Consider the following 23,088-nt stretch of genomic DNA (forward strand, 5'->3'; position numbering starts at 1 on the left):
CCGGGGCCCCCCCCCCCGCGGCTGCCCCCCCCCGGGCGGGCCCCCGGCGCCGGCGGGGCGCCCGCCCCCCCCCCGGGGCCGGCCGCCGGCCTTTCCGGTCCCCCTCAGGGGGCCGTTGCGGGGCACCGGCCGACCGGGAAACATCGGAGGCGCGGTGGACGACACGACAACAGCGTTACGGGTGGGGTGGATACGGCATGGGACGACGGTTCGCCGCGACGACGGGGCTCGGGCTGGCCCTCCTGCTCAGCTCCTGCGGGCTGCTTTCGCCCTCCGGCGACCCCCGCCCCAGCACGCCCCACCGCGCCTCCACGCTGCCCCGGGCCCGCCCCGTCCCCGCCGGCCACGGCAGCCGCACCGCCCAGGACTTCAACGGCGACGGACACCCCGACCTCGTCCTCGACAGCCTGCTCGCACCGGCCGGCGGCCATGACGACGACCCGGGCATCGGCATCGTCTACGGCTCCGCGCACGGACTCGCCCCGGCCACCCGGGAGTTGCTCACCCCGGCCCGGCACGCCGCCCGCTCCGGAGGGACCGTCCCCGCGTCCTTCGACGCCGAGAGCGTCTGCGACCTCGACCGGGACGGCTTCAGCGACCTGGTCGTCACCACCGACCCGCCGTACGACGGCATCGGCCGCCCGCCCGTCCCCGTGCAGCTCCTCTTCGGCTCACCGCACGGCCTCGGCGCCGCCCGTGCCGTGACCCTCCGCATCCCGGACCGGGCGCGATTCGGCAACGAATGGCCCGACCAGCCGGTCTGCGGCGACTTCGACGGCGACGGCGCACCCGACCTGGCGGTCACCGCCTCCGGCCCCCGGATCAGCTATCTGCGGGGCCCGTTCACCCGCCGCGGCGCCCCGAAGGCGTCCGGCGCGCCCGTCGCCGTCCCCGGGACCGCCCTCGCGGCCACGGCGCCCCTGGCGTCGTCCGACCTCGACGGCGACGGCACCGACGACCTCCTCGTACGGGCCGCCGACCCCGGCCGCCGGGCCCGCAGCCGGCTCGCCCTCGGCGGCCCCCGGGGCCCGCTCCGCGCCGGCCCGGCCGCCTACCCGCCCGGTTATGCCACGGTCTTCGGGCGCTTCTCCGGGGGCGGGCGGGGCGTGACCTCCGTCACCGCCGACTCCGGCGGTCTGCTGTCCGTCGGCGGCCGGCCCGGCGGAATCCGTACGGGCACCGGCGGCGTTCCCACCCTCGCCGCCGCCGATGTGCACCACGACGGTCACCCGGACCTCGTGATCGGCGGCACTCGCCCCGCCCTCCTGAGCGGTACGGCGAACGGGCTGTCCACCACGGTCCGCCGTGTGGCCGTACCCCGCCTGCCCGGCACCGGCCGCCCCCGCACCACGGTCCTCGCCCTCACCGACTTCGACGGCGACCGCCGCGCCGACCTCGTCCTGCTCACCCGGCGCGGCCGCGCCCATGACCGGGTGACGGTCCTCACCGGCGGCCCGTCAGGCCTCTCCGCACGACCCGCCCTCTCCTTCACCACAGCGGATTTCAGGGCCTCCTGACGCCCCATCGGCGGATTGTGGTCCGTGGCTAATACACTTGCCCGGCCCCGGGTCCCGTCCGAGCATGACGGCCATGAACACAGCCACGGGCACGGCCGGCGATCCGAGCGCTCCGGCCCGCCCCGCCCCCCGCGAGACGCCGCCCGCCCCGCCCGTCACGGTCCGGCTCGCCCTCCCCACGGACGCCCCCGCAATCGCCGCCGTCCACCAGGCGTCACGGCAGGCCACCATGCCCTACCTGCCGCCCCAGCGCCGTACCCACGAAGAGGTCACCCGCTGGATCCGGGAGATCGTGCTGCCGCAGAGTCACACCTTGGTCGCGGTCCGCGGCCCGGAGGTCCTCGGCTATGCGTCCCTCCAGGGCGAGCTGCTCGAACAGCTCTACCTCCGCCCCGATGTCCGGCGCCGCGGCATCGGCTCCGCCCTCCTCGCCGCGGCGCGACGGCACCGCCCCGACGGCCTGTACCTGCATGTCTTTCAACTCAACACCGACGCAAGGGCGTTCTACGCCCACCACGGTTTCCGGATCGTGGCCGCCAACGACGGCAGCGCCAACATGGAGAACCTGCCGGACCTCACCCTCCACTGGACCCCGGCCGAGGGCCCCGTTCCCCCTCGGGGAACCCCTTAGGGGATGTCACAGGTCAGCAGCAAACCGGGGCCCGATCCCCCGGCTCCGCCACTCGATCCACGCAGACCAGGTACTTTCGAGTACGTGGCTGGATTCAGGATGGGTCGCGGACGGGATGCCCGCCCCGCGCAGAACGGACAGCAGGGGCAGCAGGGGCAGCAGGCGCCGTACGGGCAGCAAGGGCCGTACGGGCAGCAGCAGCCCCCCTCGCCGCCTGGGCAGTGGCAGACGGCACCGGGGCAGTACGGCGGCGGACCGCAGGGCCGGCCGCAGCCGCACGGGCAGCACGGCGAGCCCGAGTACTTCGGCGACGGTGGCTACCAACCCCAGCAGCAGTCCTACGCACCGTATTCGAACGACAACAACCCTGGTCACACCCAGCAGTTCAGCGTCGGTGACGCCCCGGACGCCTACGGTGCGCCCGACGGGTACGACGGCGGCTCCGACGCCTACGGGACGGGCGACACCTACCGCGCCGGGCAGCCGAGCGCGCCCCCGGCCGGGCCGCGGCTGCACTGGAAGCAGCTGCTGTCCGGCATCGTGCTGCGCCCCGAGCCCACGTTCTGGCAGATGCGCGACCACGCCGTGTGGGGCCCGGCGCTGATCGTCACCTTCATCTACGGCCTGCTCGCGGTCTTCGGCTTCGACAAGGCCCGCGAGGACGTGCTGAACGGCACCCTCTCCAACATCATCCCGTGGGTGGGGCTCACGGCGTCGATGTTCGTCGTCGGCAGCCTGATCCTGGGTGCGGTGACCCACACCATGGCCCGCCAGCTCGGCGGTGACGGCGCCTGGCAGCCGACCATCGGCCTGACCATGCTGATCATGACGATCCCGGACGCGCCCCGGCTGCTCTTCGGGATGTTCCTCGGCGGCGACAGCACCCTGGTCCAGGTCCTGGGCTGGCTGACCTGGCTCGCCACCGGCTATCTGCTCACCTCCATGGTCAGCAAGTCGCACGACCTGCCGTGGCCCAAGGCGCTCGGCGCCTCCGCGATCCAGCTGGTCGCACTGCTCGCCCTGGTGAAGCTCGGCACGCTGTAGCGCCACACCGGCCACGGCAAGGGGCCCGCCCCGGAGCACTCGGCTCCGGAGCGGGCCCCTTGCCCGTATGGCGGGCTCACGCCCTGCGCGCCCTCAGGCGAACCGCTGCCCCGCCGACCCGTCACACCCCTGCAACCGCAGCGGCTCCTTCGCGCCGGCCAGCGTCAGGCACAGCGACGGCGCGGCGGCCGGCCGGATCGTGCCGCCGTCGGCCCGTACGAACTGCTGGTTGGCCGCGGCGGAGCAGTTCCACAGCACCAGCCCGGTGCCGGCCGCGTAGCGCGCGCCCGGCACGTCCAGACACCGGTCCTGGGTCAGCTCCACATGCAGCGACCGCTGCTCCGTGTCGTACCACCAGCCCTGGTTGCGCCGGCCATGACAGTCCCAGCCGCCGACCACCGTGCCGTTACGGCTGGCGGCCCCGGTCGCGTCCACACAGGTGCCCGTCCCGGCGTTCTTCAGCGGCCGGTAGGCGTCGTCCCAGGCACCCGGGTACAGCTTCGGCCGCCCGGTGCTCGCCGGATCGGCGCAGGACGCCTCGCGCAGCCCCGACGCGTACAGCTGGGTCAGACAGGACGCGAACGCGCCGTGCCCGCGGGCATTCGGATGGAAGGACTGCCGCACCGAATTCGAGTTCGGCGGGAAGGGGTTGGAGAGGTTCACATACAGCCCGCGGGCCCAGGTGTCCTCCATGCACACCTCGTGCCCGTGGAACAGCCGTGAGGCGTCGAGGTAGGTCGCCCCCGCGTCCCGCGCGGCCTTCCGCACGCCCTTCTCGAACGCCGGTACCGCCGCATTGCGCCCCCAGCCCGCGTCCGAGGTGTATCCCGTGCAGCCGCCCGGCAGCTTCCCCGGATACCGCGGGTTGTCCTCCACGTCCGGCCCGATCGGACTCGGATACGACATCACCACGAGCCGGTAGTCGCCGTCCGCGTACCCCGCCTCCCGCATCACGGTCCGCAGATCGCCGACCGTCCGCTCGACCTTCGGCACCAGCCCGTCGACCCGCGCCTGCCAGCCCGGCTGGTACTTCGGCTCACAGGTGCCCTGGAGCAGGAACCAGCGGGTGACACAGTCGGTCATCACCGGCCCGAACTGGAGGTCGTCATTGGCGCCCGCCACCAGGAGCACCATCTTCAGCCGGGTGTTACGGGCGGCGATCGCGAGACTGTCGCTCTGCACCAGCTCATCGGCGTACTGCTTGCTGCCGCCGAGCACGATGTTGCCGGTTCCCGCGCCCGAGCAGGCGGCGTTGTACGTCACCTCCGCCCCGATCCCGGTCCGGTGGATCGCCGAGTCCGGTGACCGGTGACACCAGTTGTCCGGCCCGTCCGTCCCCGGCTCGTACGTCCCGACGCCCTCCCCCGAGATCTCGCTGTCCCCCAGCGAGATCACCGAGGTCTTGCGCTCCCCGAGCGGCCGCTCGGCCGGATCCCCGTAGAGCCGCTCCGCCTCCCGCGCCCGGACCTTCTCCAGCTCGGGCGCCAGCGGCGTGACGCTCCTGGCGGCCGCAGCAGCCGTGCCGCCCTTGGTGTCGGCACTCGCCCCACCCACCGCCACGGTCCCCACCACGGTCAGCGCCGCGGCCGAGGTCGCCACAACGGCCCTCAGCCGGTGCCCGCGCCCCGCACGTGACCCGTCTCCCGTACTCCGCCCACCTAACACCCACCGCCCACGTCTCGCACGCCCCATGAGGCCTCCCCTCCGGTCTCCTGTTACCGCTGTTACCGCGGGTTCTAGTCGGCGGGGGGCGGGGGTGGAACACCCGGAACGGGATTGGCCGAAAGCGGCACAACAAAAAGCCGACCGACCGCCAACTCCCTTACCGAGAGCGGCGATCGGCCGGCCGGGCCACCTCAGGAGCCGAGCACCTCCCGTGCACCGCACCGCCGGCAGCTGTGCACCGAGCGCTGCCATAGGGTCTGTCCATGCCTCCAATGAGCGCCCCTGGGCCCACCGCAGCAGGCCGCGCCGTCGGCATCATCGGCCTCCTGGTGGCCCTCGGCATCTGTGGCGTGACCCTGCTCCAGGCCGCCGTCGCCGGCGGCCTCCTGGGCACCGGCGGCAAGCTGACCGTCAGCGAGTGCCACAGCGGTGGTGGCGGAGGAGGAGGCATGCGCCACTGCTACGGCACCTTCCACCCGGTCGGGGCCGGCGGCGGTGCGGGCCCGTCGACCGCCCCGCGGGCCCGAGTGAACACCCAGGAGGCCGACCCCGGCGACACGCTCCAGGTCCGCAAGGGCGCCGCCGGCTACGTCGTCACGGGCATGAGCTCGGCCTGGAGCCACCTCGCCTTCACCTTCCTGGGCCTGCTGATCGGCTCGGCAGCGCTGCCCGTAACGGCGAGCGGCGTCCTTCCCCGCAGAGGCACGATGGGTCAGGACCTCTTCACGGCGGTACGGGGCACCCGGCTCGCCTGGTTCGCCAAGCGCCTGGCACTGGCGTCCGTCGCCGGAACAGCCCTCTCCGCCTACCTGGCCTGGCTGCTCTGACCCCGGGGACGGAACACGTCATGCCACCACCACGAAGCAGGGGTGGAGCACCCGGGACGCGAGTGGCCGGAGGCGACGCAACAAAAAAACCGGCCGACCGCCAACTCCCTTACAGGGAGCGGCGATCGGCCGGCCAGGTTCGCCTCAGGCGTCGAGAACCTGCCCCGCGCGCCGCACCACCGGGGGCTCGACGCTCCACGGGAAGTTGATCCACTCGTCCGTGCGCTTCCACACGTACTCGCACTTCACCAGCGACTGCGACTTCTCGTAGATCACCGCGCTGCGGACCTCCGCCACCGTCCCCTGGCAGAAGTCATGGACCAGCTTCAGCGTCTTGCCGGTGTCCGCGACATCGTCCGCGATCAGCACCTTCTTGTCCGAGAAGTCGATCGCGTTCGGCACCGGCGCCAGCATGACCGGCATCTCCAGGGTGGTCCCCACCCCGGTGTAGAACTCCACATTCACCAGGTGGATGTTCTTGCAGTCCAGCGCGTACGCCAGACCGCCGGCGACGAAGACGCCGCCGCGGGCGATCGACAGCACGACATCGGGCTCGTACCCGTCATCGGCGATCGTCTGCGCCAGCTCACGGATCGCCCCGCCGAACCGCTCGTACGTCAGGTTCTCCCGCACGTCACTCACGTATCTCTCTCAGACCTCGTGTGTCCACACCCTCTGCCACGCGCCCGCCCTGCAGAGCGCGCCGCCCACCCCGACGCGGCTGTGTCATACCTGCGTGCGGTGGAAGTTCTTGAACGAACGGGACGGCGTCGGTCCACGCTGCCCCTGGTAGCGGGAGCCGTACCGCTCGCTCCCGTACGGGTGCTCGGTCGGCGAGGTCAGCCGGAACATGCACAGCTGCCCGATCTTCATGCCCGGCCACAGCTTGATCGGCAGCGTGGCGACATTGCTCAGCTCCAGCGTCACATGCCCGCTGAACCCGGGGTCGATGAATCCGGCGGTGGAATGCGTCAGCAGCCCCAGCCGCCCCAGCGAGCTCTTCCCCTCCAGCCGGGACGCCAGATCGTCGGGCAGCGTGATGACCTCGTACGTCGAGGCCAGTACGAACTCACCGGGGTGCAGGATGAAGGCCTCATCGCCCTCCGGCACGACCTCACGCGTCAGGTCGGGCTGCTCGACGGCAGGGTCGATGTGCGGGTACCGGTGATTCTCGAACACCCGGAAAAAGCGGTCGAGCCGCACGTCGATGCTGGACGGCTGCACCATCGACTCTTCGTAGGGGTCGATGCGCACCCGACCAGCATCGATCTCGGCCCGGATGTCCTTGTCTGAGAGAAGCACGAGACGAGGATACGCGCCCGCCCGGCCCCCCTCGCACGACGAGGGGCCCGGCCCCCACCTGGGAGACCGGGCCCTCGTCCACTCCTCTGCCTACCTCTGCCTGCCTCCGGCCACTGCCTCTCTCACACGGCACGGCCGCTGTCCTCACCGAGCGCCGCGAGCCTCCTGGCTCACCCCTGCGCCCGTCGTGACGACTCTCGCACTTCTCCTGCTCGCTACCGCTTGGCGTGCTCGACCGGCACCGAGTGCCGCAGTCGAGCGCAGCGCGGGCAGCGCAACAGCCGTCCGGGACCGAGCCGGTCGGTGGTCTGCATCGGGAACGAAGCGGTGCTGAACACGTGGCCCTCGGCACAACGTACGACGGTGCGCTCCATCAAGTCCTCTCCCAACTGCGTGGACAACAAAAGCCACATTAGGGGATGAACTGGGCGCCCTCACACGCGGCACTCCGCCGCCCAACCGTACGCCCCAACTCCCGCCCCCCGCACCCACATCCCACCCCCGAACACACCCCCGCACCCCACCCACCACAAGCCGCGAACACCGCCACGGCACCCCCGCACACACCCTCCGGGCATGCCAAATGCGCCGCGGGGCGGCGATGGGGTAGAGTGTGCGACGATGTTCCGCTCTCGCTCAGAGGCGGGATTACGCGGGTGTAGTTTAATGGTAGAACATGAGCTTCCCAAGCTCAGAGCGCGGGTTCGATTCCCGTCACCCGCTCCATATGGAAGCCCCAGGTCGGCGAACTGGGGCTTCAGCGTTGCCCAGACCCCTTCGGAGTGGGCACGCCCTCGGCCCGCCCCAACGCCCTTCTACAGGGCGGACAGAGAGGTAGCACACGACACCTCAGAGGTCACGCGGCGAGCACCATCAGCGCGTAGAGCTGTTCTCCCGGAGTCGCAGCCGATCTCGTCCCTCGGCCGTCGCAGGTGGTCCAAGCGGTCGTGCTGGCGCGTATGAGGAAGCGGCCCGATTGAGAGAGGTGCGCGTCCGGCGCAGCGGCTACATGTCTTCGGTAGCTGTTCTGGGCGGGTGGTAGGCGGCGCCGGCGAGGACGAAGTCCACGAGTCGTGTGGCGTTGTCATCGTAGGCTGTTTCGAAGTCAGCCTGTTCGTCGACGGGCGTGACCAGAAAGCGTTGTATCAGGGTGCTGATCAAGGTTTCCAGGATGAGCGGCGTGGTGGCGTCGTCGGCGACTTCGCCGCGCTGGACAGCGCGGCGAAGGACCTCGGCAACTGTCTTGCTGTGCAGGTGTCTCAGCTCGGCCACGGCCTGTCCGAACAGCTGGGGGTAGATCTTGGCTTCGACTGCTGCGCGGAGTCGCACCAGGCCGGATGGGCCGAAGAACGACTGGCGCAGAACGCGGGTGGTGGCGATGAGGTCACCGCGCAGTGAACCGGTGTCGGGGAATTCGTCGGTGAAACGCTGCGAGGCAAGTGCGCTGACGATCAGCTTCTCTTTGCTGTCCCAGCGTCGGTACAGCGCCGCCTTACCGACGCCGGCCCGTCGTGCCACCAGGTCCAGGGTCAGCCCGGACCAGCCGACCTCTCGGTAGACGTCGAGTGTGGCGGCCAGAATCCGCGGCTCGATGTCGGGATCGGCAGGGCGGCCGGGCCCTTTTCTGCTGGGGGTGTCGTGAGGCACGACGACGAGTCTGCCATGTCAGGACGGCGTTGGTGCGGGTGGCGGGCGGGGGGCTCCTCGGCGGGGACCTCGCCGGTCCCGTTCTCGCCGGTGGACGAGACCGCCCTGGCCGGGGCTCGGCCGCGACCGATGTCCTGGGTGCAGCAGCGGGGAGGGTCTCCACAGCGGTGGGAGCCCATGGCCGTAATCCGCCACGATGCGTTCGGTGGTGGTGAGCGCCTCCCAACCGTAGCGGGTGCTGGTGTGCGGTCGGCGTACGCCGCGATGAACACCGAGGGCACGCAGGCGGGACATGGCAGGGTCCGCGTCCCGGCGCGCGTTCAGGCTTCGGTAGATCGTCAGTGCTTGGTCAAGCAGAGTGCGGGCCTCGGCTGGTTGGTCACGCAGGGCCGTCAGCTCGGCCGCGTCGGTGTAGGCATGCGCCTCGCTCAAAGGCCTGGGTAGCAGTGGGCCGCTTCCAGAAGCAGGTCCGGGTCCTTTGCCAGGAGTCCCTGGCATCGGAGGTCATCGCCGAGGTGGTAAGGCGCGCCGCGGTGTCCGGCGCGGGCGGGCGCGGCGTGTGCGTAGCGCTGCGCACTGCTGGTGTCGCCGTTGACCAGGGCGAGTCGGACGAGGTCGGGGCCAGGAAGCCGAGGATCAGTTGGCTGGGCAGGTTTCCGACTCCGTGGTCGAAGGCAGCTGCGAGCCGGACGTAGGCGCTCTCGGGATCGCCTTGGGCCTCGTCGGCGAAAGCGTGGGCGCGCAGGGGCAGGTACTCGTAGAACCAGGCGACCGTTCCGACGTCGGTTGCCGCTGCCAGGGCGTCGAAGTGGGCCGCGGCGATGGACTGCCGACCGCGGTGCAGCGCAATGAGCGCGGCGAGCGCGCGCAGCGCTCGGCTCATGGCGAAGTGTTCGCCGGGATCGAGGTCGGCCTCGATTTCCGTGCGGGCGTCGTCCCAACAACCGGTGTTGAAAGCAAGGATTGCGCAGGCGAGGTGGCACCGGGCAGGAAGAGCCCTCCTGTGCGCTCCGTGGTCGGGTGCACGGATGCGAGGGGGCGTTGTGCGTCCTGCATACGGGCCTGCCCTTCCCTCACTTGACAGCCTGAAGGCCAGAGCCATAGCGTCGCACCATCAATAACGGACGCTGACCGTCTGAAATTGCTGGGCACGACTCACCGCCTGGCATACCCCTCAGGCGACCCGGCATGGCGCGGCGCTGGCACCACCCTCGGGGGACCGACACCTCGCACCGCAGATCCCGCCACATCAGCTGTTCGACCGATCCCTTACCGACCCATCGGCGCCGCGCGGCCGCGCGGCGCCGGCCGAAGGAGGCTCTTGATGCGAGTACGAATAGAAGCGGAGCGCTGTGTTGCGTCCGGGCAGTGCGTCCTGGTCGCCCCCACCCTGTTCGACCAGGATGACGACGGCGTCGTGGTCCTGTTGAAGGAACAGCCCGACGAAGCCGAACGGGGCGCGGCGCAGGAGTCGATTCAGCTCTGCCCGGCAGCCGCGATCATGGCCGAGGCGTGAGGTGAACACCCCCGCCGTGCCTCCGCCCGAACACCTGCAACACATCGCTGTCGTCGGCGCGGGAGCCGCAGGGCTCACCGGCGTCGAAACCCTGCGCCGAGAAGGGTTCACCGGGCGGCTGACTCTCCTGGGCGATGAGCCGAGTCCGCCCTATGACCGTCCACCGTTGTCCAAACAAGTCCTCGCCGGTACATGGGACTTCCCTCAGACGCTGCTACGCACCGCGGATCACTACGCCGGGCTGGACGTCGAACTGCGCACCGGGTGCCGCGCGACCGGACTCGACCTGCCAGGGCGCAGACTCCACCTCGACCAGGGTGGGCAACTGGCCTTCGACGGCCTGCTCATCGCGACGGGGGTCGCGCCGCGTCGGCTGCCGTTCGCAGACGGCCTGGACGGTGTCCACGTCCTGCGCGGTGAACACGATGCTGCCGCGCTCCGTGACCATCTGCGGCAGGAACCGCGCGCGGTCGTGATCGGCGCCGGCTTCCTGGGCCTTGAGGCCGCGGCCGTCATCCGCGACCTTGGCCTCGACGTCAGCGTCGTGGACCCGCAACCGACACCCATGGAACGCCAGCTCGGCAGACAGACAGGCGCGTTGGTCGCCGAGCTGCACCGCGCACACGGTGTGCGGCTCCACACCGGACGAGGCGTCACCGGCCTGGTCAGCAACGGCGGACGGGTGACGGGCGTACGAACCAGCGACGGCGACGTGCTGGACGCCGACTGTGTGCTGGTCGCCATCGGTGCCACGCCGCAGGTGGAGTGGCTGCGTTCCTCCGCCGTGCCACTGATGGACGGGGTCGCGTGCGACGCGTACTGCCAGGCGGCCCCGGGCGTCTTCGCCGCCGGGGACGTGTCCTCGTGGCCCAGCGCCCGCTACGGGCGGCGGATGCGCCTGGAGCACCGGATGAACGCCACCGAACAGGGCATGGCGGCGGCTCGCAACCTACTCCACGGCAACGTGGACGCGTACGACCCGCTCCCGTACTTCTGGACGGACCAGTACGAGGCCAAGATCCAGGTGTACGGCCTGATCCCGGCCGGCGCAGAGATGACCGTCGTCGAGGGCGACCCCGCCGAAGGGGCGTTCGTGGCCCTCTTCCACGCGGCCGGCCGTCCCGTCGCGGTGCTCGGCTGGAACAGCCCCAAACACCTCCGCCGGTATCGGCAGCAACTGCTGGAAACCCCTTCGTTCGAGCGATATGAGACAGGTGCGTGAGATGAACCCGGAAACCGCGCAAGTCACCCTTGCCACGTCCTTCCCCTGGCCGCGCCTCCCCTTCGACCCGCCGGAGATCTACGCCTGGCTCCGTGAGGAGCGCCCGGTCACCAGGGTGACCACCAGGGCCGGCGAACCGGCCTGGCTGGTCACCCGTTACGACGATGTCCGCGCCGTACTGGCCGACCCGAGGGTCAGCGCCGACATTCGCCACCCGGGATTCCCCCTGATCTTCTCCAGCCATGAGGAATCGGCGCCCGACAACACCCGCTCCTTCCTGCGGATGGACCCGCCGGAACACACCCTCTACCGCCGCCTGCTGTCGAAGAACTTCCAGGTCAAGCGAGTGGAGGCAATGCGCCCCGCGGTCCAGGCGCTGGTCGACGACGCCATCGATGCGATGCTCACCAACCCGCACCGCCCCATCGACCTGGTCCAAGCGCTGGCGCTGCCGGTGCCCTCCACCGTACTGAGCTGGATCCTGGGCGTACCGGTGGAGGACCAGGCGTTCTTCAACAAGATCGCCGAGCAGCTGGGACACCGGGGCGACGGCTCCGACCCCACCGTCATGGACCAGGCCCGGAACGCGCACGCGGAACTCCACGCGTACGTGTCCCGGCTGGGCGCCGCGCGGGAAGCCGCCGAGGACCCCGGCAACGACATCCTCGGGCAGCTGGTCAAGGCAGCCCGGGAGGGCGTCATCCCGCCTGAGCAGGTGGCCAACATCGCCCTGGTGCTGACCGTCGCGGGCCACGACACCACCGCCAGCATGACCGCCCTGGGAACCCTGACCCTGCTGCAACACCCTGCCCAGCTCGCCGAACTGCAGCAGAACCCCGCACTCATCCCCAACGCCATAGAAGAACTGCTGCGCTACCTCACCATCGTCCACCTGGTGGTGACACGCGTGGCGACCGAGGACCTCGAAGTCGGTGGCGTGGTCATCCCCGCAGGAGAAGGAATCATCCCCCTCAACTTCGCCGCCAACCGCGACGACACCCACTACCCCGATGCGGACCGCTTCGACATCCACCGCCAAGCCCGCGACCACATGGCCTTCGGCTACGGAGTGCACCAGTGCATGGGCCAGCCGCTCGCCCGCATGGAACTACACGTGATCTTCGAAACTCTGCTGCGCCGCATCCCCACACTGCGACTGGCCATCCCTGTCGAAGACGTCCCGTTCAAGTCATGGGCGAACATCAACGGCGTGTTCGAACTGCCGGTGACCTGGTGACCTGAGAGAAGCACCGTCTCGGCCAGTCGGCCGAGACGGTGCCGTCGCTGCCGACGCCGGCTGACCGGCCGAGCACCGGTGTGCCGTCAGCCGCAGCTGTCACCTCTGTCCGAGGTGCAGGTGAACCATCGGCCGCCCCTGATATCCCCGGCCCACCATGTCGCCCGCCACTTGTTCCCCGCTCGTCTGCCGTTCGGCGCACCGTAGGAGTCCGCCCCGTGAGCAAACACCGCTCGACCACATCAACCACCCGCAGCAGCCCCGTCATCGGCGTGCTCGCCGCGGCCGGGATCACGGTCTCGCTGATGCAGACCCTGGTCGTGCCACTCCTCCCCGACCTTCCCCGCCTCCTGCACACCACTGCCGGCAACGCCTCCTGGACCATCACGGCGACCCTGCTCGCGGGCGCGGTGGCCACCCCGGTCATCGGCCGCCTCGGCGACCTCTACGGCAAGCGGCGTCTGCTGCTCGTCAGCATCGCCCTGCTGGTGCTCGGCTCCGTGAGCTGCGCCCTGACGGACTCACTCACAGCCATGGTGGTGGGCCGAGCCCTGCAAGGCATGGGCATGAGCGTGGTCCCGCTGGGCATCAGCCTGATGCGCGACGTCGTTCCGCCGGAACGGCTGGGTGGCGCTTTGGGGTTGATGAGTTCCTCCCTCGGCGTCGGCGCCGCACTCGGCCTGCCTGCCGCGGCACTCATCGCGCAGCACGCCGACTGGCATGTGCTGTTCTGGGGCGCAGCAGGGTTGGGCATAGTCATGGCGCTCCTCGTGCTGTTCCTCGTTCCCGGCACACCGGCCACCGCAGCCGGAGGTTTCGACCTGGTAGGGGCACTGGGAGTGGGCACGGGCCTGGTCTGCCTGCTGTTGCCGGTGTCCAAGGGAGCCGACTGGGGATGGAGCAGCCCTACCACGCTCGGCCTGTTCGCGGCCGCGATCGTGGTGCTCCTCGCCTGGGGCTGGTGGGAACTTCGTACGTCGGCCCCGCTGGTCGACCTGCGGACCACTGTGCGGCGGCAGGTGCTGATGACCAATCTGGCCTCGGTCGCCGTCGGTTTCTCCATGTACGCCATGTCGCTGATCGCGCCCCAACTGCTCGCCCTCCCCAAGGAGACCGGCTACGGGCTCGGCCAGTCCATGATGGCCGCCGGCCTGTGGATGGCCCCCTCCGGTCTGGTCATGATGGCGGTCTCGCCATACGCGGCCAAGCTTTCGGCGGCGCGCGGGCCGAAGACGTCGCTGCTGCTGGGCACCCTGGTCATCGCGGCGGGCTACGCCCTCGCGCTGCCGCTGATGGGTCATCTGTGGGGTGTCCTGGTCGTCTCCAGCGTCGTCAGCGCCGGCATCGGCCTGGCTTATGCGGCCGTGCCCATGCTGATCATGGGTGCGGTCCCGGTGGACGAAACGGCGGCGGCAAACGGGCTCAACAGCCTGATGCGCTCCATCGGCACCTCGGCCTCCAGCGCCGTGGTCGGTGTCGTGCTGGCCCACATGACCACCCGCATGGGGTCGGTCACCGTTCCGAGCCAGGCGGGCTTCCGCACCGGCTTCGTTCTCGGAGGAGCCGGTGCCGTGCTGGCCGCCCTGGTGACCCTGTGCATCCCCGGCCGACCCCCTCACTCTCCACCGGCCAGCAGACGGCCATCGCTGAGATCGTGGCCGTTCGAGCGGTCCCGACGGTGGCCGCACGTTTCTTCTCCCGGCCAGACGTAATCGACAGGGCAGTAGCACGACTGGTCCCCAACGCCACCAAGACTCTGAACGCACTTCTCACCGAAGTACGAAGCAGCTGCGAACCGAGGTGATTCGACGCGGATGCGGGCGCATCGCAGCCGCGCCCACCTCGCTTGCACCCACCTAGGAGCATCACTTCACACAAGCAATCCGCGCACGACCGAGCCACACTCCCCACGCACCCCGGCAACCCGACGACCACGAAAACGCCCCCTGCCGCAGCCACTCCGACCGTCGTGCCAGTGTCGTGCCAGTTCGAGCGGTAAACCACGGTCAGCAAAGGGAAACTTCTTCGTCCTCACCAGCCGGAGCAGCGTCCTTTTTACCTGGTCAGCAAGGGCGTGGGTGCACAGAAGCCCCCTGATTCCCAAGCTCAGAGCGCGGGTTCGATTCCCGTCACCCGCTCCATAGTTGAGGCCCAGGTCGGCGACCTGGGCCTTGTTTGTTGCCTAGCCCCCACGACCCGCCGTGCCCTCCACGTGCCCTCTCTCGCTCGCGAAAATGCCCAGCCCAGAAGGCACACGACGCACGGCGCACCACCTTGTACCAGCTCGGCCGACACCCGAGACCGACGGAGGGGGTCGCATGGCCTGTGATCCGAGCCACTCGCCAGCTCCCCGGCACACCCATTGATGCGGGAAAGGCGCAAGACTCTCGCCATTGCCCGTAGGAGCGCCGCCGATACCAGGAAACGCCCCATGGAAAGCGGGATCCCGCCTCCTCGGCCCGGGTATATCGCTAGCCCAGACCTCGCAGGACCAGCGTCAGGAGTTGACGATCCTGTCCATGTCCGGGCTCACACTGGACCTGCGGTGCATCGGCCACGTCTACGCGTCGCTGGAATCGCGCGACACCGACTACGAGCACTTCGCCCCCCCTCTTCGACAAGTCCGGCGAACTCGGCCTCCATGGCGACCTGGAGGACTGCCTGGTGAGCGGCACTCACATCGTCATCATCGACCGGGCACGGATCGCGCCGGCCTGGCGTGACCTGGGTGGCATCGGCCGGCTGTTGATCGGCCGCATGCTCCGCTGGGTGGCCGGCCGGGCGGCGCTCGTGGCGACACATCCATACCCGATCGACATCCCTGTCGACGAACGGGAGGACAGGACACGGGAGGCACGGGAGAAGGCGAGCACCCAACGCACCTGGCAGTCCTTGGGGTTCGAGCCCTTCCGTGAGGACCTGTGGGTTATGCAGCCGCATTTGAGTGCCCACGACGATGCCGTCGAGCGCTTGGAGACGGCCTTCGGCCGGTACCTCTGAGCCTTCACCCACCCGGCCGCCAAACGAGAGGACCACCGGTACCACGATGCGCGAGTTCACCAACCACAGAGCGCAGCACACGCTCGGCATTCTGCGCGCTTTCCACCTGGAGACCTTGAACTTCTCCGGAACGCATCCTGAGGCGACGCTGGCTGACTTCGAGCACCACTTGCGTCAGCGGGTCGACGCCTTGGAGTCGGAACTTGAGGCGGGTGAGAAGGAAGCCCAGGCCGCCGTCGTCACCAAACCCCTGTCGGGCCCCCTCGCCGATCCCGAGCGCCAGCGAGCGTTCCGTCAGCTACAAAACTCGGAGCCACCGGCAACAGGGCCCGAGAGGGAAGCCTGGTGGAAGCAGCGCAGGGCGGTGCTCGACGAGATCAAGGCACAGGGACTGGCGGAAGCCCTTGACTGGGAGTGCCCCAACTGTGGCGCCCCGGTTGGGGTCGCTTGCCGTACGGGCGGCGGCAGGCCCAAGAAGCAGCCTCACTTCCTCCGGGCCACCGACGCCGAAGCGCCTTACCACCACGCGTACGGTCTGCGCTGAAAGCCGGCTCTGAGGCCGGGACGGCAAACGGCGTCCCGGCCTTCCGACTTCCCAGGTCGTACGAGCGAAAAGACCTGCAGCAGAGTGGCCGCCCACAGGCTGACCCGCGCCGAGACGGAGGGCGAGGCCATCCTTCCGGCACTGGAGTTCGCCCACGTCGAGTGGTACGTCCCCTCTCCGGTTCGAGGCTGGCTGGTGGTGCTCGCTCTCACGACACCGTGCTTCGCCGACCTGCCGCGGTACACGGGTATCCTGCGGCAGATCGGTGAGTCTCTGGTCGTCCGCCCGGCGGAGCAGGCGGAGGACCGCCCGGAGACGCCGGCGGCCGGTGGCGTGCGCGCGGTGTTCGGTTAGGCGGGAGGCACGGTGATCCCCACTGTGACGGCTGTTTCCGCCGAGGACCCGCACGACCGAAAACTCGCGCGCCTCGACGAGTTCCACGAGCGGCGGGGAGCCGCCTGCCGTCGTGCGAGGTCTTCCTCCCGGACGGCCGCAGGCTGCCCGCCTGCTCGTCGGCCCCCTCGCATTCTTCACCGCGTCGGCGTGTTTCCCCTGGGCACACTGTGCGGCGCCCAGAACTGACGAGACGAGACACTCCATGACACTCGCCTTCACCCGCCACCCCGACGGCAAGCGCTACGAACTGCGCCCCCGGGGCTCCGCCCCCGTCCACGTCCGCCGTGGGGCCCCCGACGGCCGCCCCCTTCCCGAGGGATGCAAACCACGCTTCTTCCTCGCCGCTGCCCGTGTCGGTGGCTCGCCGCTCGCCGTGGTCGTCCGGAAGGACGGTGGTCGCCTCGCCGTGCTCACCCCGGACCACGAGCACTTGGCCGAACTGCGCCTGCCGCCGAAGAAGAAGCGGTGGCGGCCCGTGTACGAAATCCACCTGCCCGACGGAACGGTGCTGCGTGGGCGGGAGGGGACGGTGCCGTCACTGCTCCTGTGCCTGGTGATGCTGCCGTTCGTCCTGCTGTACCTGGTTGCCCTGGCGCTGTCCGACTCCCCTGGCGACGCCATCGCCGCGCCACTGCGGACGGCCTGGAAGCCACCGGGTGAGCTCTTTGGCCGGGCGGCCCTGACCGAGTCCGCGCGCGGCCGGTTCCGGGTCCCGGACGACAGGCTCGACCACCGGGTGGCGTACGCACAGGCGGCGGCGAAGTACTGGGAGCGGTAACCCTCCATCCGCCCCCGCCCTGTCCGTTTGGCGTCTGCCCTCCACCAGTCACTGACACATCGGCAATCACGGAGTCGCAACAACCCGCCCTGGGAGTCCGGTCCGATCAAGGCGTCCGCGCTCTCGGGATCCGGTGCTGGGGTGAGGTTGCCAGTGAACGCGCGGTCAGCTCGCCGACTCGATGGATGCTGTCCGGGCTGCGCGCACCCCCGCCTGTTATCTGCTGCGCCCCTTCCCGAGGCAGGCAGCGTGCCCGCCCCTCCGTCCCCACACCCGGCAACGCACTTCCTGGTGCAGCTTCCATCAGACGCGGACGAGAGAAACTCGGCCATCACCTTCAGAGAAAATCTGTCATGGCGGCAGTAGACATCCACCCCTCGGGGCGTTAGGCTCTTCGTCGTAGCCAAGAGATCGAAAGGCACGGTAGAGGTCGAACTGCCGTGCATGCAGTCTCAGAAGAGGCACGGCAGTGGAGTCGTGGGGCCGAAAGGTATGCAGGTGGGCCCCGCGACTGGCTGCCGGGCCGGGCGGCCCCCGGGGTCGCGAGCAGAACCGCAGGATCCGCATGAGCAAGCAGAAGCAGAAGGAAGAGAAGGAGGCAGACGCCATCAGGATCGCCCGGGCGAGGAAGTGAGCCGCTCGGGTACCGCAGGCCCCAGATTGGAAGGTGGTCCCCGGTCACGCATCCGCGATCCCCGCACTTCCCGCCCTCTCCCGGGCGACGGTGCGGAAACAGAAGGCCGGCACTGCAGTAAGCCGGCAGATGGTGTTCTAATCCCTCGGGGCCCTGGTGCGTGTTCGGCACCAGGGCCCCACGACGCGTTCCCCGATCAGAGGTGCCAATGACCGCAGAAAACTCTCACGACCGTCTCAACGACGAGGACTACCCCGCCTACACCATGGGGCGAGCCGCCGAAATGCTCGACACCACCCCCACCTTCCTGCGGGCCCTCGGTGAGGCCAAGCTGATCACGCCTTTGCGTTCCGAGGGTGGCCACCGCCGCTACTCCCGCTATCAGCTGCGTATCGCCGCACGCGCCCGCGAACTCGTCGATCAGGGGACCCCCGTCGACGCCGCCTGCCGCATCATCATCCTCGAAGACCAGCTCGACGAAGCTCGGCGCATCAACGAAGAATTGCGCGCTTCACCCTCCGAGCCCCGCCTCAAGACCGACGGCTGAACTCCGATCCCGCGCCCGCGCACGGCCGCCGCCTCGGGGACGTTCAGCCGGCCTCGGGGACGTTCAGCCGGCCTCGGCCAGGCCGGCGTCACAGCTGACCCCGCAGCAGCCACGCAGAGGAGCTCCGCCGATATCGTCGCCGGAGTTCTTCGCCGGCAGCCTGACGCCAACCCGGCTGAGCACCGCGGTCGAGGCGTCCCCCGCTGTGGTCGGCAGACGGCGAGGGGGATGGCGATGCAGAGCGCGGTGAAGCCTGCCGCAGTCGGGACGTGGAAGACCTCGTGAAAGGGGAACCAGCGAGGTGAGCAGGCAGGTCACTGGAGGGCGTAGACCCCAGCGCCCACGCTGTGGAGGAGACCGCCGGCCCGATCAGGGTGAGTACGGCCGCTCCGCCGGTGTGCAGGAAGTCAGGCAGGTAACACACCGGTGCCCAGCCCAGGGCCAGGCAGCAGGGGTGTACAGCCAGCGGGGGAGCTCCGGCCCAGAGGACGCGGAAGGCGATGCCGACCAGCGCCCCCGTCCGCACGCCCCCCGTTCATTGCCCACAGCGGTCCGGTCAGGCCCGGGCCGGGTGCCCCGGCAAGGCCGACGCCCTCTCCAGTGGTGTGAGACCGGTCGGTGGCACGAGCGCGGCAGCCGGGCGGCACACGAAGCCGAGGCGGCTCAGGGCTCGGGTCACTTCACCGGCGGAGAAGTCACGGCGGTCCTGCCGGGTGATGATCTCCCCGACCTGCTTGACGGGGTAATGGCGGCGGCCGATGAGCACGGACTCACCCGTGACAGGTTCGGGTTTGACGCCCTTCATCGCCTCCTGCACCTCGGTCTTGAGCAGGTCGAAGGGGAAGCGGGCGATGACGACGCGCATAGTGCCTCTACAAGGTCGAAGAGAAGCCGGAAACGGATCGCCGGCCCGGTCGGAGAGGGATCAACGGGTGAGGACGACGATGCCCAGGGCGTGCCCGTCCTTGAGCGTGATCGTCCAGGACCGGCCTCAGGCGGCCGGGGCCGAGGAGGTCTGCCGCGGAATCGGTGTCGCGGTCCGGGATGATCCGGCGGCACGGCGGGCCTGGGCGGGGCGGCTGCGGCGGCCACGCGAGGAAGAGCCGCTGCGCTTGGCGCGTTCGACGACTGGTGCGGCGATGGTGACCGGGATGCCGGAGGGTGCCTGGGCGCCGGTGATGCGGCTCAGTTCGGCCTCGCCGGAGCGGACCTGGGTGGACTGCGGGGTGATGCCCGCGTCCGCCATCAGGCGCTTCATGCTGCGGCGCTGGTTGGGCAGGACGAGGGTGACGACGCTGCCGGACTCCCCGGCGCGGGCAGTGCGTCCCCCGCGGTGCAGGTAGTCCTTGTGATCGCTCGGCGGGTCGACGTTGACGACGAGGTCGAGGTTGTCGACGTGGATGCCGCGGGCGGCGACGTTGGTGGCCACCAGGACGGTGACCTGGCCGGTCTTGAACTGGGCCAGGGTGCGTGTGCGTTGGGGCTGGGACTTGCCACCGTGCAGGGCCGCGGCGCGCACGCCGCTGTTCAGCAGGTGTTTGGTGAGGTTGTCGACCGCGTGCTTGGTGTCCAGGAACATGATCGACCGGCCTTCGCGGGCCGCGATCTCGGTGGTGGTGGCGTGCTTGTCGGCACCGTCGACGTGCAGCACGTGGTGCTCCATCGTGGTCACGGCACCCGCCGAGGGATCGACGGAGTGGACCACCGGGTCGGTGAGGTAGCGGCGGACCAGGAGGTCGACGTTGCGGTCCAGGGTGGCCGAGAAAAGCATGCGCTGCCCCTCGGGCCGGACCTGGTCGAGCAGGGCGGTGACCTGAGGCATGAAGCCCATGTCGGCCATCTGGTCGGCCTCATCCAGCACGGTGACGGCGACCTGGTTGAGGCGGCAGTCGCCGCGCTCGATGAGGTCCTTGAGCCGTCCCGGCGTGGCGACCACCACCTCGACGCCGCCGCGCAGTGCGCTGGACTGGCGGCCGATCGACATCCCGCCGACGACGGTGGCCATCCGCAGCTTCAGCGATCGGGCGTAGGGGGTGAGTGCGTCGGTGACCTGCTGGGCCAGCTCCCGGGTGGGGACCAGGGCCAGGGCCAGCGGCTGGCGGGGGTCGGCGCGCTGTCCGGCGGTACGGGCCAGCAGGGCCAGACCGAAGGCCAGCGTCTTGCCCGATCCCGTACGTCCGCGGCCGAGAACATCGCGTCCGGCCAGCGAGTTCGGCAGCGTGGCAGCCTGGATGGGGAACGGGGCGGACATGCCTTCCGCGCTGAGGGCCGCCAGCAGCGCCGCCGGCATGTCCAGCTCGGCGAAAGTTTCGGCCGGGGGCAGGGCGGGAGTGTGGGTGACGGGCAGGGCGAACTCTCCCCGCAGTGTCGCGGGACGCCGTCCGGGGCCCCCGGAACGGCCCGCGCCCGAGCGGTTCGGCCCACCGGAGCGGTAACCACCGCGGCCTGAGCCGGACGATCCGGCAGAGCGGGAGTAGCGGTCATTCGTGCGAGCTGTGCGGTTCAAGGCGAACCTTCCTCGATGCGGTACGTCGAGGAATTCCCGGCGGCGATGAGCCGCACACAGAGAACCGCAAGAACGAACCGATGAATTGAGATGAAACGAAGCAGGACGGAAATATGGCGACCCTGCACACCCGAGCGGGAACGGCAACGCCGCAAAAGAAGAGCGAAACAGTTGCCGGAGCATGAACTCGGGCGGATTGCCCACCGTGTCATAGCGGCCGGAAGTCGAACTGGCTGCCCGCACGCCGCGTGGGCGGCCGTTGTGGGCACACGGGAAGCACTGCAAAGCAACGAGCTGGGGCCCGCACCCAAGGTGCGGGCCCCAGCTACGGTGTACGCATCAGCGTCAGGCGGGAACGATGTTCTCGGCCTGCGGGCCCTTCTGGCCCTGCGTGACGTCGAAGTTCACCTTCTGGCCTTCCTGCAGCTCGCGGAAGCCCTGGGCAGCGATGTTCGAGTAGTGGGCGAAGACGTCGGCGCCGCCACCCTCCTGCTCGATGAAGCCGAAACCCTTTTCCGCGTTGAACCACTTCACGGTGCCAGTAGCCATGTCATATCTCCTTCGGGGCAGTGCCCGGGAGCCCACACCGCGCGGACTCCGTGTCGCTGCGTTGATTGCCCGTCCGGAAACAAACACCGGAAATACGAAAGCGCTCCGCCATGTACGACAGCGAGCACGCTTGAAGTCTTGGGAACCACAACTGCAACTGAGATCGACGGTAGCACGCGCTGGCGGGCCGTGCGCGGCACATGATCCCGACGCTTTCGAGAGGGCAAAAAACAACTACCGCCCCCGTAGTCATTTCTGCAGTTGCGGCATGAGATATTCAGCACCGGCGCTCGCCTCTATTCGACTGGAAATGCGCCGCCCTCCTCGGCCACCGCCCAGGCCCCGCAGGCACGGGCCGGGCACCATCTGTGCCTGACCGCACCGCACCGGTACAGTTCGCGCCGCGCCGCGCGGCCGCCACGGCGGCCGGTGTCGACGCAGGTCCTTGGTCTGGCTCAAGGCCAGCGAGTTCGAAGGCCTCTCGGTTGTTGAGCCTCTGCTGACCAACCAGCAAGATGCACCCGGCTCATTGGCGGCCCGGCGCCGACGACCAGACAGCATGCTCGCGTGTGCGATGGTGGGGACCGTATCCGCGGGCACTGACAACACCGGGGCTCTGCATCGCTCGGTGCTTGTCATCAAGCTTGCGCGTTGAGGAGACCACTGTCGCGCGACTCTGAGGTAAGCGGCCCAGAGTGAGGGCCCCTCTGACCCAGATCATCACGATCGTGGTGACGATGCCAAGGTGCTCACGCCGTAGAGACACCGCTTACGCCTCCGCCGCAGGCACGATCTTGATCGCCATATGCCCCTGTCCGGAAGAACTTGCCACCCGCCAGTTCGTCCCTGAAGTCACTGCATACAGGAAAAGTTGCCTTGCCCCAAGACCGCCCAGATCAAGACCGACGCAAGAGGTGGCTATGGCAGGGGCCGGGCCGACATCTCGTCGGCCCGGCCCCGCTCAGCGGTCATGACGTTTACCGTTGTGTCCTCACCTGACGGGCCAGCAACGGATCGTGGACAACTCACCGATCCACTCATCACGCGCTCAGCGCTTCCTGGGCATCGATCTTCTCTCGGCCTCGGCCTCAATGTGCACCGTTTTCTCCTCACCGCCCCTTGGGCAAGGACCGGAGCTTACTCAGCCGCCTGGGAAAGGTGTCAGGCTTCTTCACCGCGATCTTCGATGCCGTAGAAGTCGAAAATTGCGGCGCGCTGCACCGCCGTGGTGACGACCTCTTCCAACTTGGCCGGCGCGAAGATATCAACCACCTCTTTGTTTACTCTGCCGGATGCCGCATCGAAGGTATAAGGGAATCGCCCTCCCTCCATCTGAGCCTGCATTCCCGACAATGTAACGTCTACTCGGGCACCTTGGCAGCACAATAGGAGCCCTTCGGATTCGAGGTCCTTGCGAAATTTCCGCAGGCAATGCGTCAGGTGATTCCCCGAGTAAGTAACCTCCGGATGACCTTTTCTGATGGCGGTCAACTGATAAGGGTCAGTGGTAGTGAACCGTAGGATTA

23 protein-coding genes, 1 tRNA gene and 1 pseudogene are annotated in these 23,088 nt (G+C 69.4%); 14 read left to right on the top strand and 11 right to left on the bottom strand.

Annotated features, from left to right (window positions below; translation table 11 throughout):
• Window positions 1–197 precede the first annotated feature (197 nt).
• The 3 genes from ACFW5B_RS18410 to ACFW5B_RS18420 all read left to right on the top strand — a co-directional run bounded on the left by ACFW5B_RS18410 (window position 198) and on the right by ACFW5B_RS18420 (window position 3,192).
• Window positions 198–1,517 carry an FG-GAP repeat domain-containing protein gene (locus ACFW5B_RS18410; protein ID WP_386440149.1) on the top strand — a complete coding sequence of 440 codons (1,320 nt, stop codon included), beginning with the start codon at window positions 198–200 and terminating at the stop codon, window positions 1,515–1,517.
• Between the two features lie 73 nt (window positions 1,518–1,590).
• Entirely contained in the window at window positions 1,591–2,148 is a 558-nt protein-coding gene (locus tag ACFW5B_RS18415; RefSeq protein WP_386440151.1) for a GNAT family N-acetyltransferase, read from the top strand.
• Window positions 2,149–2,247: 99 nt separating this feature from the next.
• Complete coding sequence (locus tag ACFW5B_RS18420) at window positions 2,248–3,192, top strand: Yip1 family protein (RefSeq protein WP_386440153.1); 945 nt, start codon at window positions 2,248–2,250, stop codon at window positions 3,190–3,192.
• 93 nt (window positions 3,193–3,285) lie between these two features.
• Here the strand turns inward: ACFW5B_RS18420 and ACFW5B_RS18425 are convergent, their stop codons facing one another.
• The gene (locus ACFW5B_RS18425) at window positions 3,286–4,791 is read right to left on the bottom strand and encodes a ricin-type beta-trefoil lectin domain protein (RefSeq protein ID WP_386440154.1); all 1,506 of its coding nucleotides are present in this window, start codon (window positions 4,789–4,791) and stop codon (window positions 3,286–3,288) included.
• 329 nt (window positions 4,792–5,120) lie between these two features.
• Between ACFW5B_RS18425 and ACFW5B_RS18430 the strand changes: the two genes are divergently transcribed.
• Window positions 5,121–5,684, top strand: coding sequence for a hypothetical protein (locus tag ACFW5B_RS18430; RefSeq protein ID WP_386440156.1), 564 nt, complete (start codon window positions 5,121–5,123; stop codon window positions 5,682–5,684).
• A 144-nt stretch (window positions 5,685–5,828) separates the two neighbouring features.
• On the opposite strand, the gene ACFW5B_RS18435 is transcribed toward ACFW5B_RS18430, so the two are convergent.
• From ACFW5B_RS18435 to ACFW5B_RS18445, 3 genes are all read right to left on the bottom strand, one after another.
• Window positions 5,829–6,326: a phosphoribosyltransferase gene (locus ACFW5B_RS18435; protein WP_386440158.1), complete on the bottom strand. Its 498-nt coding sequence runs from the start codon at window positions 6,324–6,326 to the stop codon at window positions 5,829–5,831.
• An 84-nt stretch (window positions 6,327–6,410) separates the two neighbouring features.
• The gene (gene dcd / locus ACFW5B_RS18440) at window positions 6,411–6,986 is read right to left on the bottom strand and encodes a dCTP deaminase (RefSeq protein ID WP_386440160.1); all 576 of its coding nucleotides are present in this window, start codon (window positions 6,984–6,986) and stop codon (window positions 6,411–6,413) included.
• A 215-nt stretch (window positions 6,987–7,201) separates the two neighbouring features.
• A complete protein-coding gene (locus ACFW5B_RS18445) occupies window positions 7,202–7,360 on the bottom strand; it encodes a hypothetical protein (RefSeq protein ID WP_016573140.1) in 159 nt (52 codons plus the stop codon).
• Between the two features lie 278 nt (window positions 7,361–7,638).
• On the opposite strand from ACFW5B_RS18445, the gene ACFW5B_RS18450 reads away from it, so the two are divergent.
• Window positions 7,639–7,712: transfer RNA gene (locus ACFW5B_RS18450), tRNA-Gly, on the top strand.
• A gap of 279 nt (window positions 7,713–7,991) precedes the next feature.
• Here the strand turns inward: ACFW5B_RS18450 and ACFW5B_RS18455 are convergent.
• Both ACFW5B_RS18455 and ACFW5B_RS18460 read right to left on the bottom strand, forming a co-directional pair.
• Window positions 7,992–8,633, bottom strand: coding sequence for a TetR/AcrR family transcriptional regulator (locus tag ACFW5B_RS18455; RefSeq protein WP_386440162.1), 642 nt, complete (start codon window positions 8,631–8,633; stop codon window positions 7,992–7,994).
• A 379-nt stretch (window positions 8,634–9,012) separates the two neighbouring features.
• A complete protein-coding gene (locus tag ACFW5B_RS18460) occupies window positions 9,013–9,516 on the bottom strand; it encodes a hypothetical protein (RefSeq protein ID WP_386440164.1) in 504 nt (167 codons plus the stop codon).
• Between the two features lie 441 nt (window positions 9,517–9,957).
• Here ACFW5B_RS18460 and ACFW5B_RS18465 point away from each other — a divergent pair, with 441 nt between their 5' ends.
• From ACFW5B_RS18465 to ACFW5B_RS18505, 9 genes are all read left to right on the top strand, one after another.
• Window positions 9,958–10,149, top strand: a complete 192-nt coding sequence (locus tag ACFW5B_RS18465; RefSeq protein WP_361121489.1) for a ferredoxin — start codon at window positions 9,958–9,960, stop codon at window positions 10,147–10,149.
• A 16-nt stretch (window positions 10,150–10,165) separates the two neighbouring features.
• Window positions 10,166–11,371 carry an NAD(P)/FAD-dependent oxidoreductase gene (locus ACFW5B_RS18470; RefSeq protein WP_386440166.1) on the top strand — a complete coding sequence of 402 codons (1,206 nt, stop codon included), beginning with the start codon at window positions 10,166–10,168 and terminating at the stop codon, window positions 11,369–11,371.
• Window position 11,372: 1 nt separating this feature from the next.
• On the top strand, window positions 11,373–12,608 hold the full coding sequence (locus ACFW5B_RS18475; protein WP_386440168.1) for a cytochrome P450: 1,236 nt from the start codon (window positions 11,373–11,375) through the stop codon (window positions 12,606–12,608).
• A gap of 218 nt (window positions 12,609–12,826) precedes the next feature.
• Window positions 12,827–14,320 carry an MFS transporter gene (locus ACFW5B_RS18480; RefSeq protein WP_386440170.1) on the top strand — a complete coding sequence of 498 codons (1,494 nt, stop codon included), beginning with the start codon at window positions 12,827–12,829 and terminating at the stop codon, window positions 14,318–14,320.
• Between the two features lie 952 nt (window positions 14,321–15,272).
• Window positions 15,273–15,608 carry a hypothetical protein gene (locus ACFW5B_RS18485; RefSeq protein WP_386440172.1) on the top strand — a complete coding sequence of 112 codons (336 nt, stop codon included), beginning with the start codon at window positions 15,273–15,275 and terminating at the stop codon, window positions 15,606–15,608.
• Between the two features lie 46 nt (window positions 15,609–15,654).
• Entirely contained in the window at window positions 15,655–16,152 is a 498-nt protein-coding gene (locus ACFW5B_RS18490; RefSeq protein WP_386440174.1) for a hypothetical protein, read from the top strand.
• Window positions 16,153–16,236: 84 nt separating this feature from the next.
• Window positions 16,237–16,506 carry a hypothetical protein gene (locus tag ACFW5B_RS18495; RefSeq protein WP_386440176.1) on the top strand — a complete coding sequence of 90 codons (270 nt, stop codon included), beginning with the start codon at window positions 16,237–16,239 and terminating at the stop codon, window positions 16,504–16,506.
• Window positions 16,507–16,750: 244 nt separating this feature from the next.
• The gene (locus ACFW5B_RS18500; protein WP_386440178.1) at window positions 16,751–17,326 is read left to right on the top strand and encodes a hypothetical protein; all 576 of its coding nucleotides are present in this window, start codon (window positions 16,751–16,753) and stop codon (window positions 17,324–17,326) included.
• Between the two features lie 842 nt (window positions 17,327–18,168).
• A complete protein-coding gene (locus tag ACFW5B_RS18505) occupies window positions 18,169–18,507 on the top strand; it encodes a MerR family transcriptional regulator (RefSeq protein WP_386440180.1) in 339 nt (112 codons plus the stop codon).
• A gap of 218 nt (window positions 18,508–18,725) precedes the next feature.
• Here the strand turns inward: ACFW5B_RS18505 and ACFW5B_RS18510 are convergent.
• The 5 genes and pseudogenes from ACFW5B_RS18510 to ACFW5B_RS18530 form a co-directional block, all read right to left on the bottom strand.
• A pseudogene (locus tag ACFW5B_RS18510) lies at window positions 18,726–19,033 on the bottom strand (hemolysin III family protein); the annotation flags it as partial.
• 30 nt (window positions 19,034–19,063) lie between these two features.
• A complete protein-coding gene (locus ACFW5B_RS18515; protein ID WP_386440182.1) occupies window positions 19,064–19,372 on the bottom strand; it encodes an SCO5918 family protein in 309 nt (102 codons plus the stop codon).
• 126 nt (window positions 19,373–19,498) lie between these two features.
• Window positions 19,499–21,013: a DEAD/DEAH box helicase gene (locus ACFW5B_RS18520; RefSeq protein WP_386440184.1), complete on the bottom strand. Its 1,515-nt coding sequence runs from the start codon at window positions 21,011–21,013 to the stop codon at window positions 19,499–19,501.
• Window positions 21,014–21,358: 345 nt separating this feature from the next.
• Window positions 21,359–21,562, bottom strand: coding sequence for a cold-shock protein (locus ACFW5B_RS18525; protein ID WP_006604711.1), 204 nt, complete (start codon window positions 21,560–21,562; stop codon window positions 21,359–21,361).
• 1,161 nt (window positions 21,563–22,723) lie between these two features.
• Entirely contained in the window at window positions 22,724–22,906 is a 183-nt protein-coding gene (locus tag ACFW5B_RS18530; RefSeq protein WP_386440187.1) for a hypothetical protein, read from the bottom strand.
• Window positions 22,907–23,088 lie beyond the last annotated feature (182 nt).

Origin of the sequence: Streptomyces sp. NPDC058773 (assembly GCF_042746015.1) — a bacterium.
GTDB lineage: Bacteria > Actinomycetota > Actinomycetes > Streptomycetales > Streptomycetaceae > Streptomyces.

Bases quoted from the DNA above. Each gene is read 5' to 3' on its own strand.
- ACFW5B_RS18410 (WP_386440149.1), top strand. From the start codon at position 198: ATGGGACGACGGTTCGCCGCGACGACGGGGCTCGGGCTGGCCCTCCTG.
- ACFW5B_RS18415 (WP_386440151.1), top strand. From the start codon at position 1,591: ATGAACACAGCCACGGGCACGGCCGGCGATCCGAGCGCTCCGGCCCGC.
- ACFW5B_RS18420 (WP_386440153.1), top strand. From the start codon at position 2,248: ATGGGTCGCGGACGGGATGCCCGCCCCGCGCAGAACGGACAGCAGGGG.
- ACFW5B_RS18430 (WP_386440156.1), top strand. From the start codon at position 5,121: ATGCCTCCAATGAGCGCCCCTGGGCCCACCGCAGCAGGCCGCGCCGTC.
- ACFW5B_RS18445 (WP_016573140.1), bottom strand. From the start codon at position 7,360: ATGGAGCGCACCGTCGTACGTTGTGCCGAGGGCCACGTGTTCAGCACC.
- ACFW5B_RS18460 (WP_386440164.1), bottom strand. From the start codon at position 9,516: ATGAGCCGAGCGCTGCGCGCGCTCGCCGCGCTCATTGCGCTGCACCGC.
- ACFW5B_RS18465 (WP_361121489.1), top strand. From the start codon at position 9,958: ATGCGAGTACGAATAGAAGCGGAGCGCTGTGTTGCGTCCGGGCAGTGC.
- ACFW5B_RS18475 (WP_386440168.1), top strand. From the start codon at position 11,373: ATGAACCCGGAAACCGCGCAAGTCACCCTTGCCACGTCCTTCCCCTGG.
- ACFW5B_RS18490 (WP_386440174.1), top strand. From the start codon at position 15,655: ATGCGCGAGTTCACCAACCACAGAGCGCAGCACACGCTCGGCATTCTG.
- ACFW5B_RS18500 (WP_386440178.1), top strand. From the start codon at position 16,751: ATGACACTCGCCTTCACCCGCCACCCCGACGGCAAGCGCTACGAACTG.
- ACFW5B_RS18505 (WP_386440180.1), top strand. From the start codon at position 18,169: ATGACCGCAGAAAACTCTCACGACCGTCTCAACGACGAGGACTACCCC.
- ACFW5B_RS18515 (WP_386440182.1), bottom strand. From the start codon at position 19,372: ATGCGCGTCGTCATCGCCCGCTTCCCCTTCGACCTGCTCAAGACCGAG.
- ACFW5B_RS18525 (WP_006604711.1), bottom strand. From the start codon at position 21,562: ATGGCTACTGGCACCGTGAAGTGGTTCAACGCGGAAAAGGGTTTCGGC.
- ACFW5B_RS18530 (WP_386440187.1), bottom strand. From the start codon at position 22,906: ATGCAGGCTCAGATGGAGGGAGGGCGATTCCCTTATACCTTCGATGCG.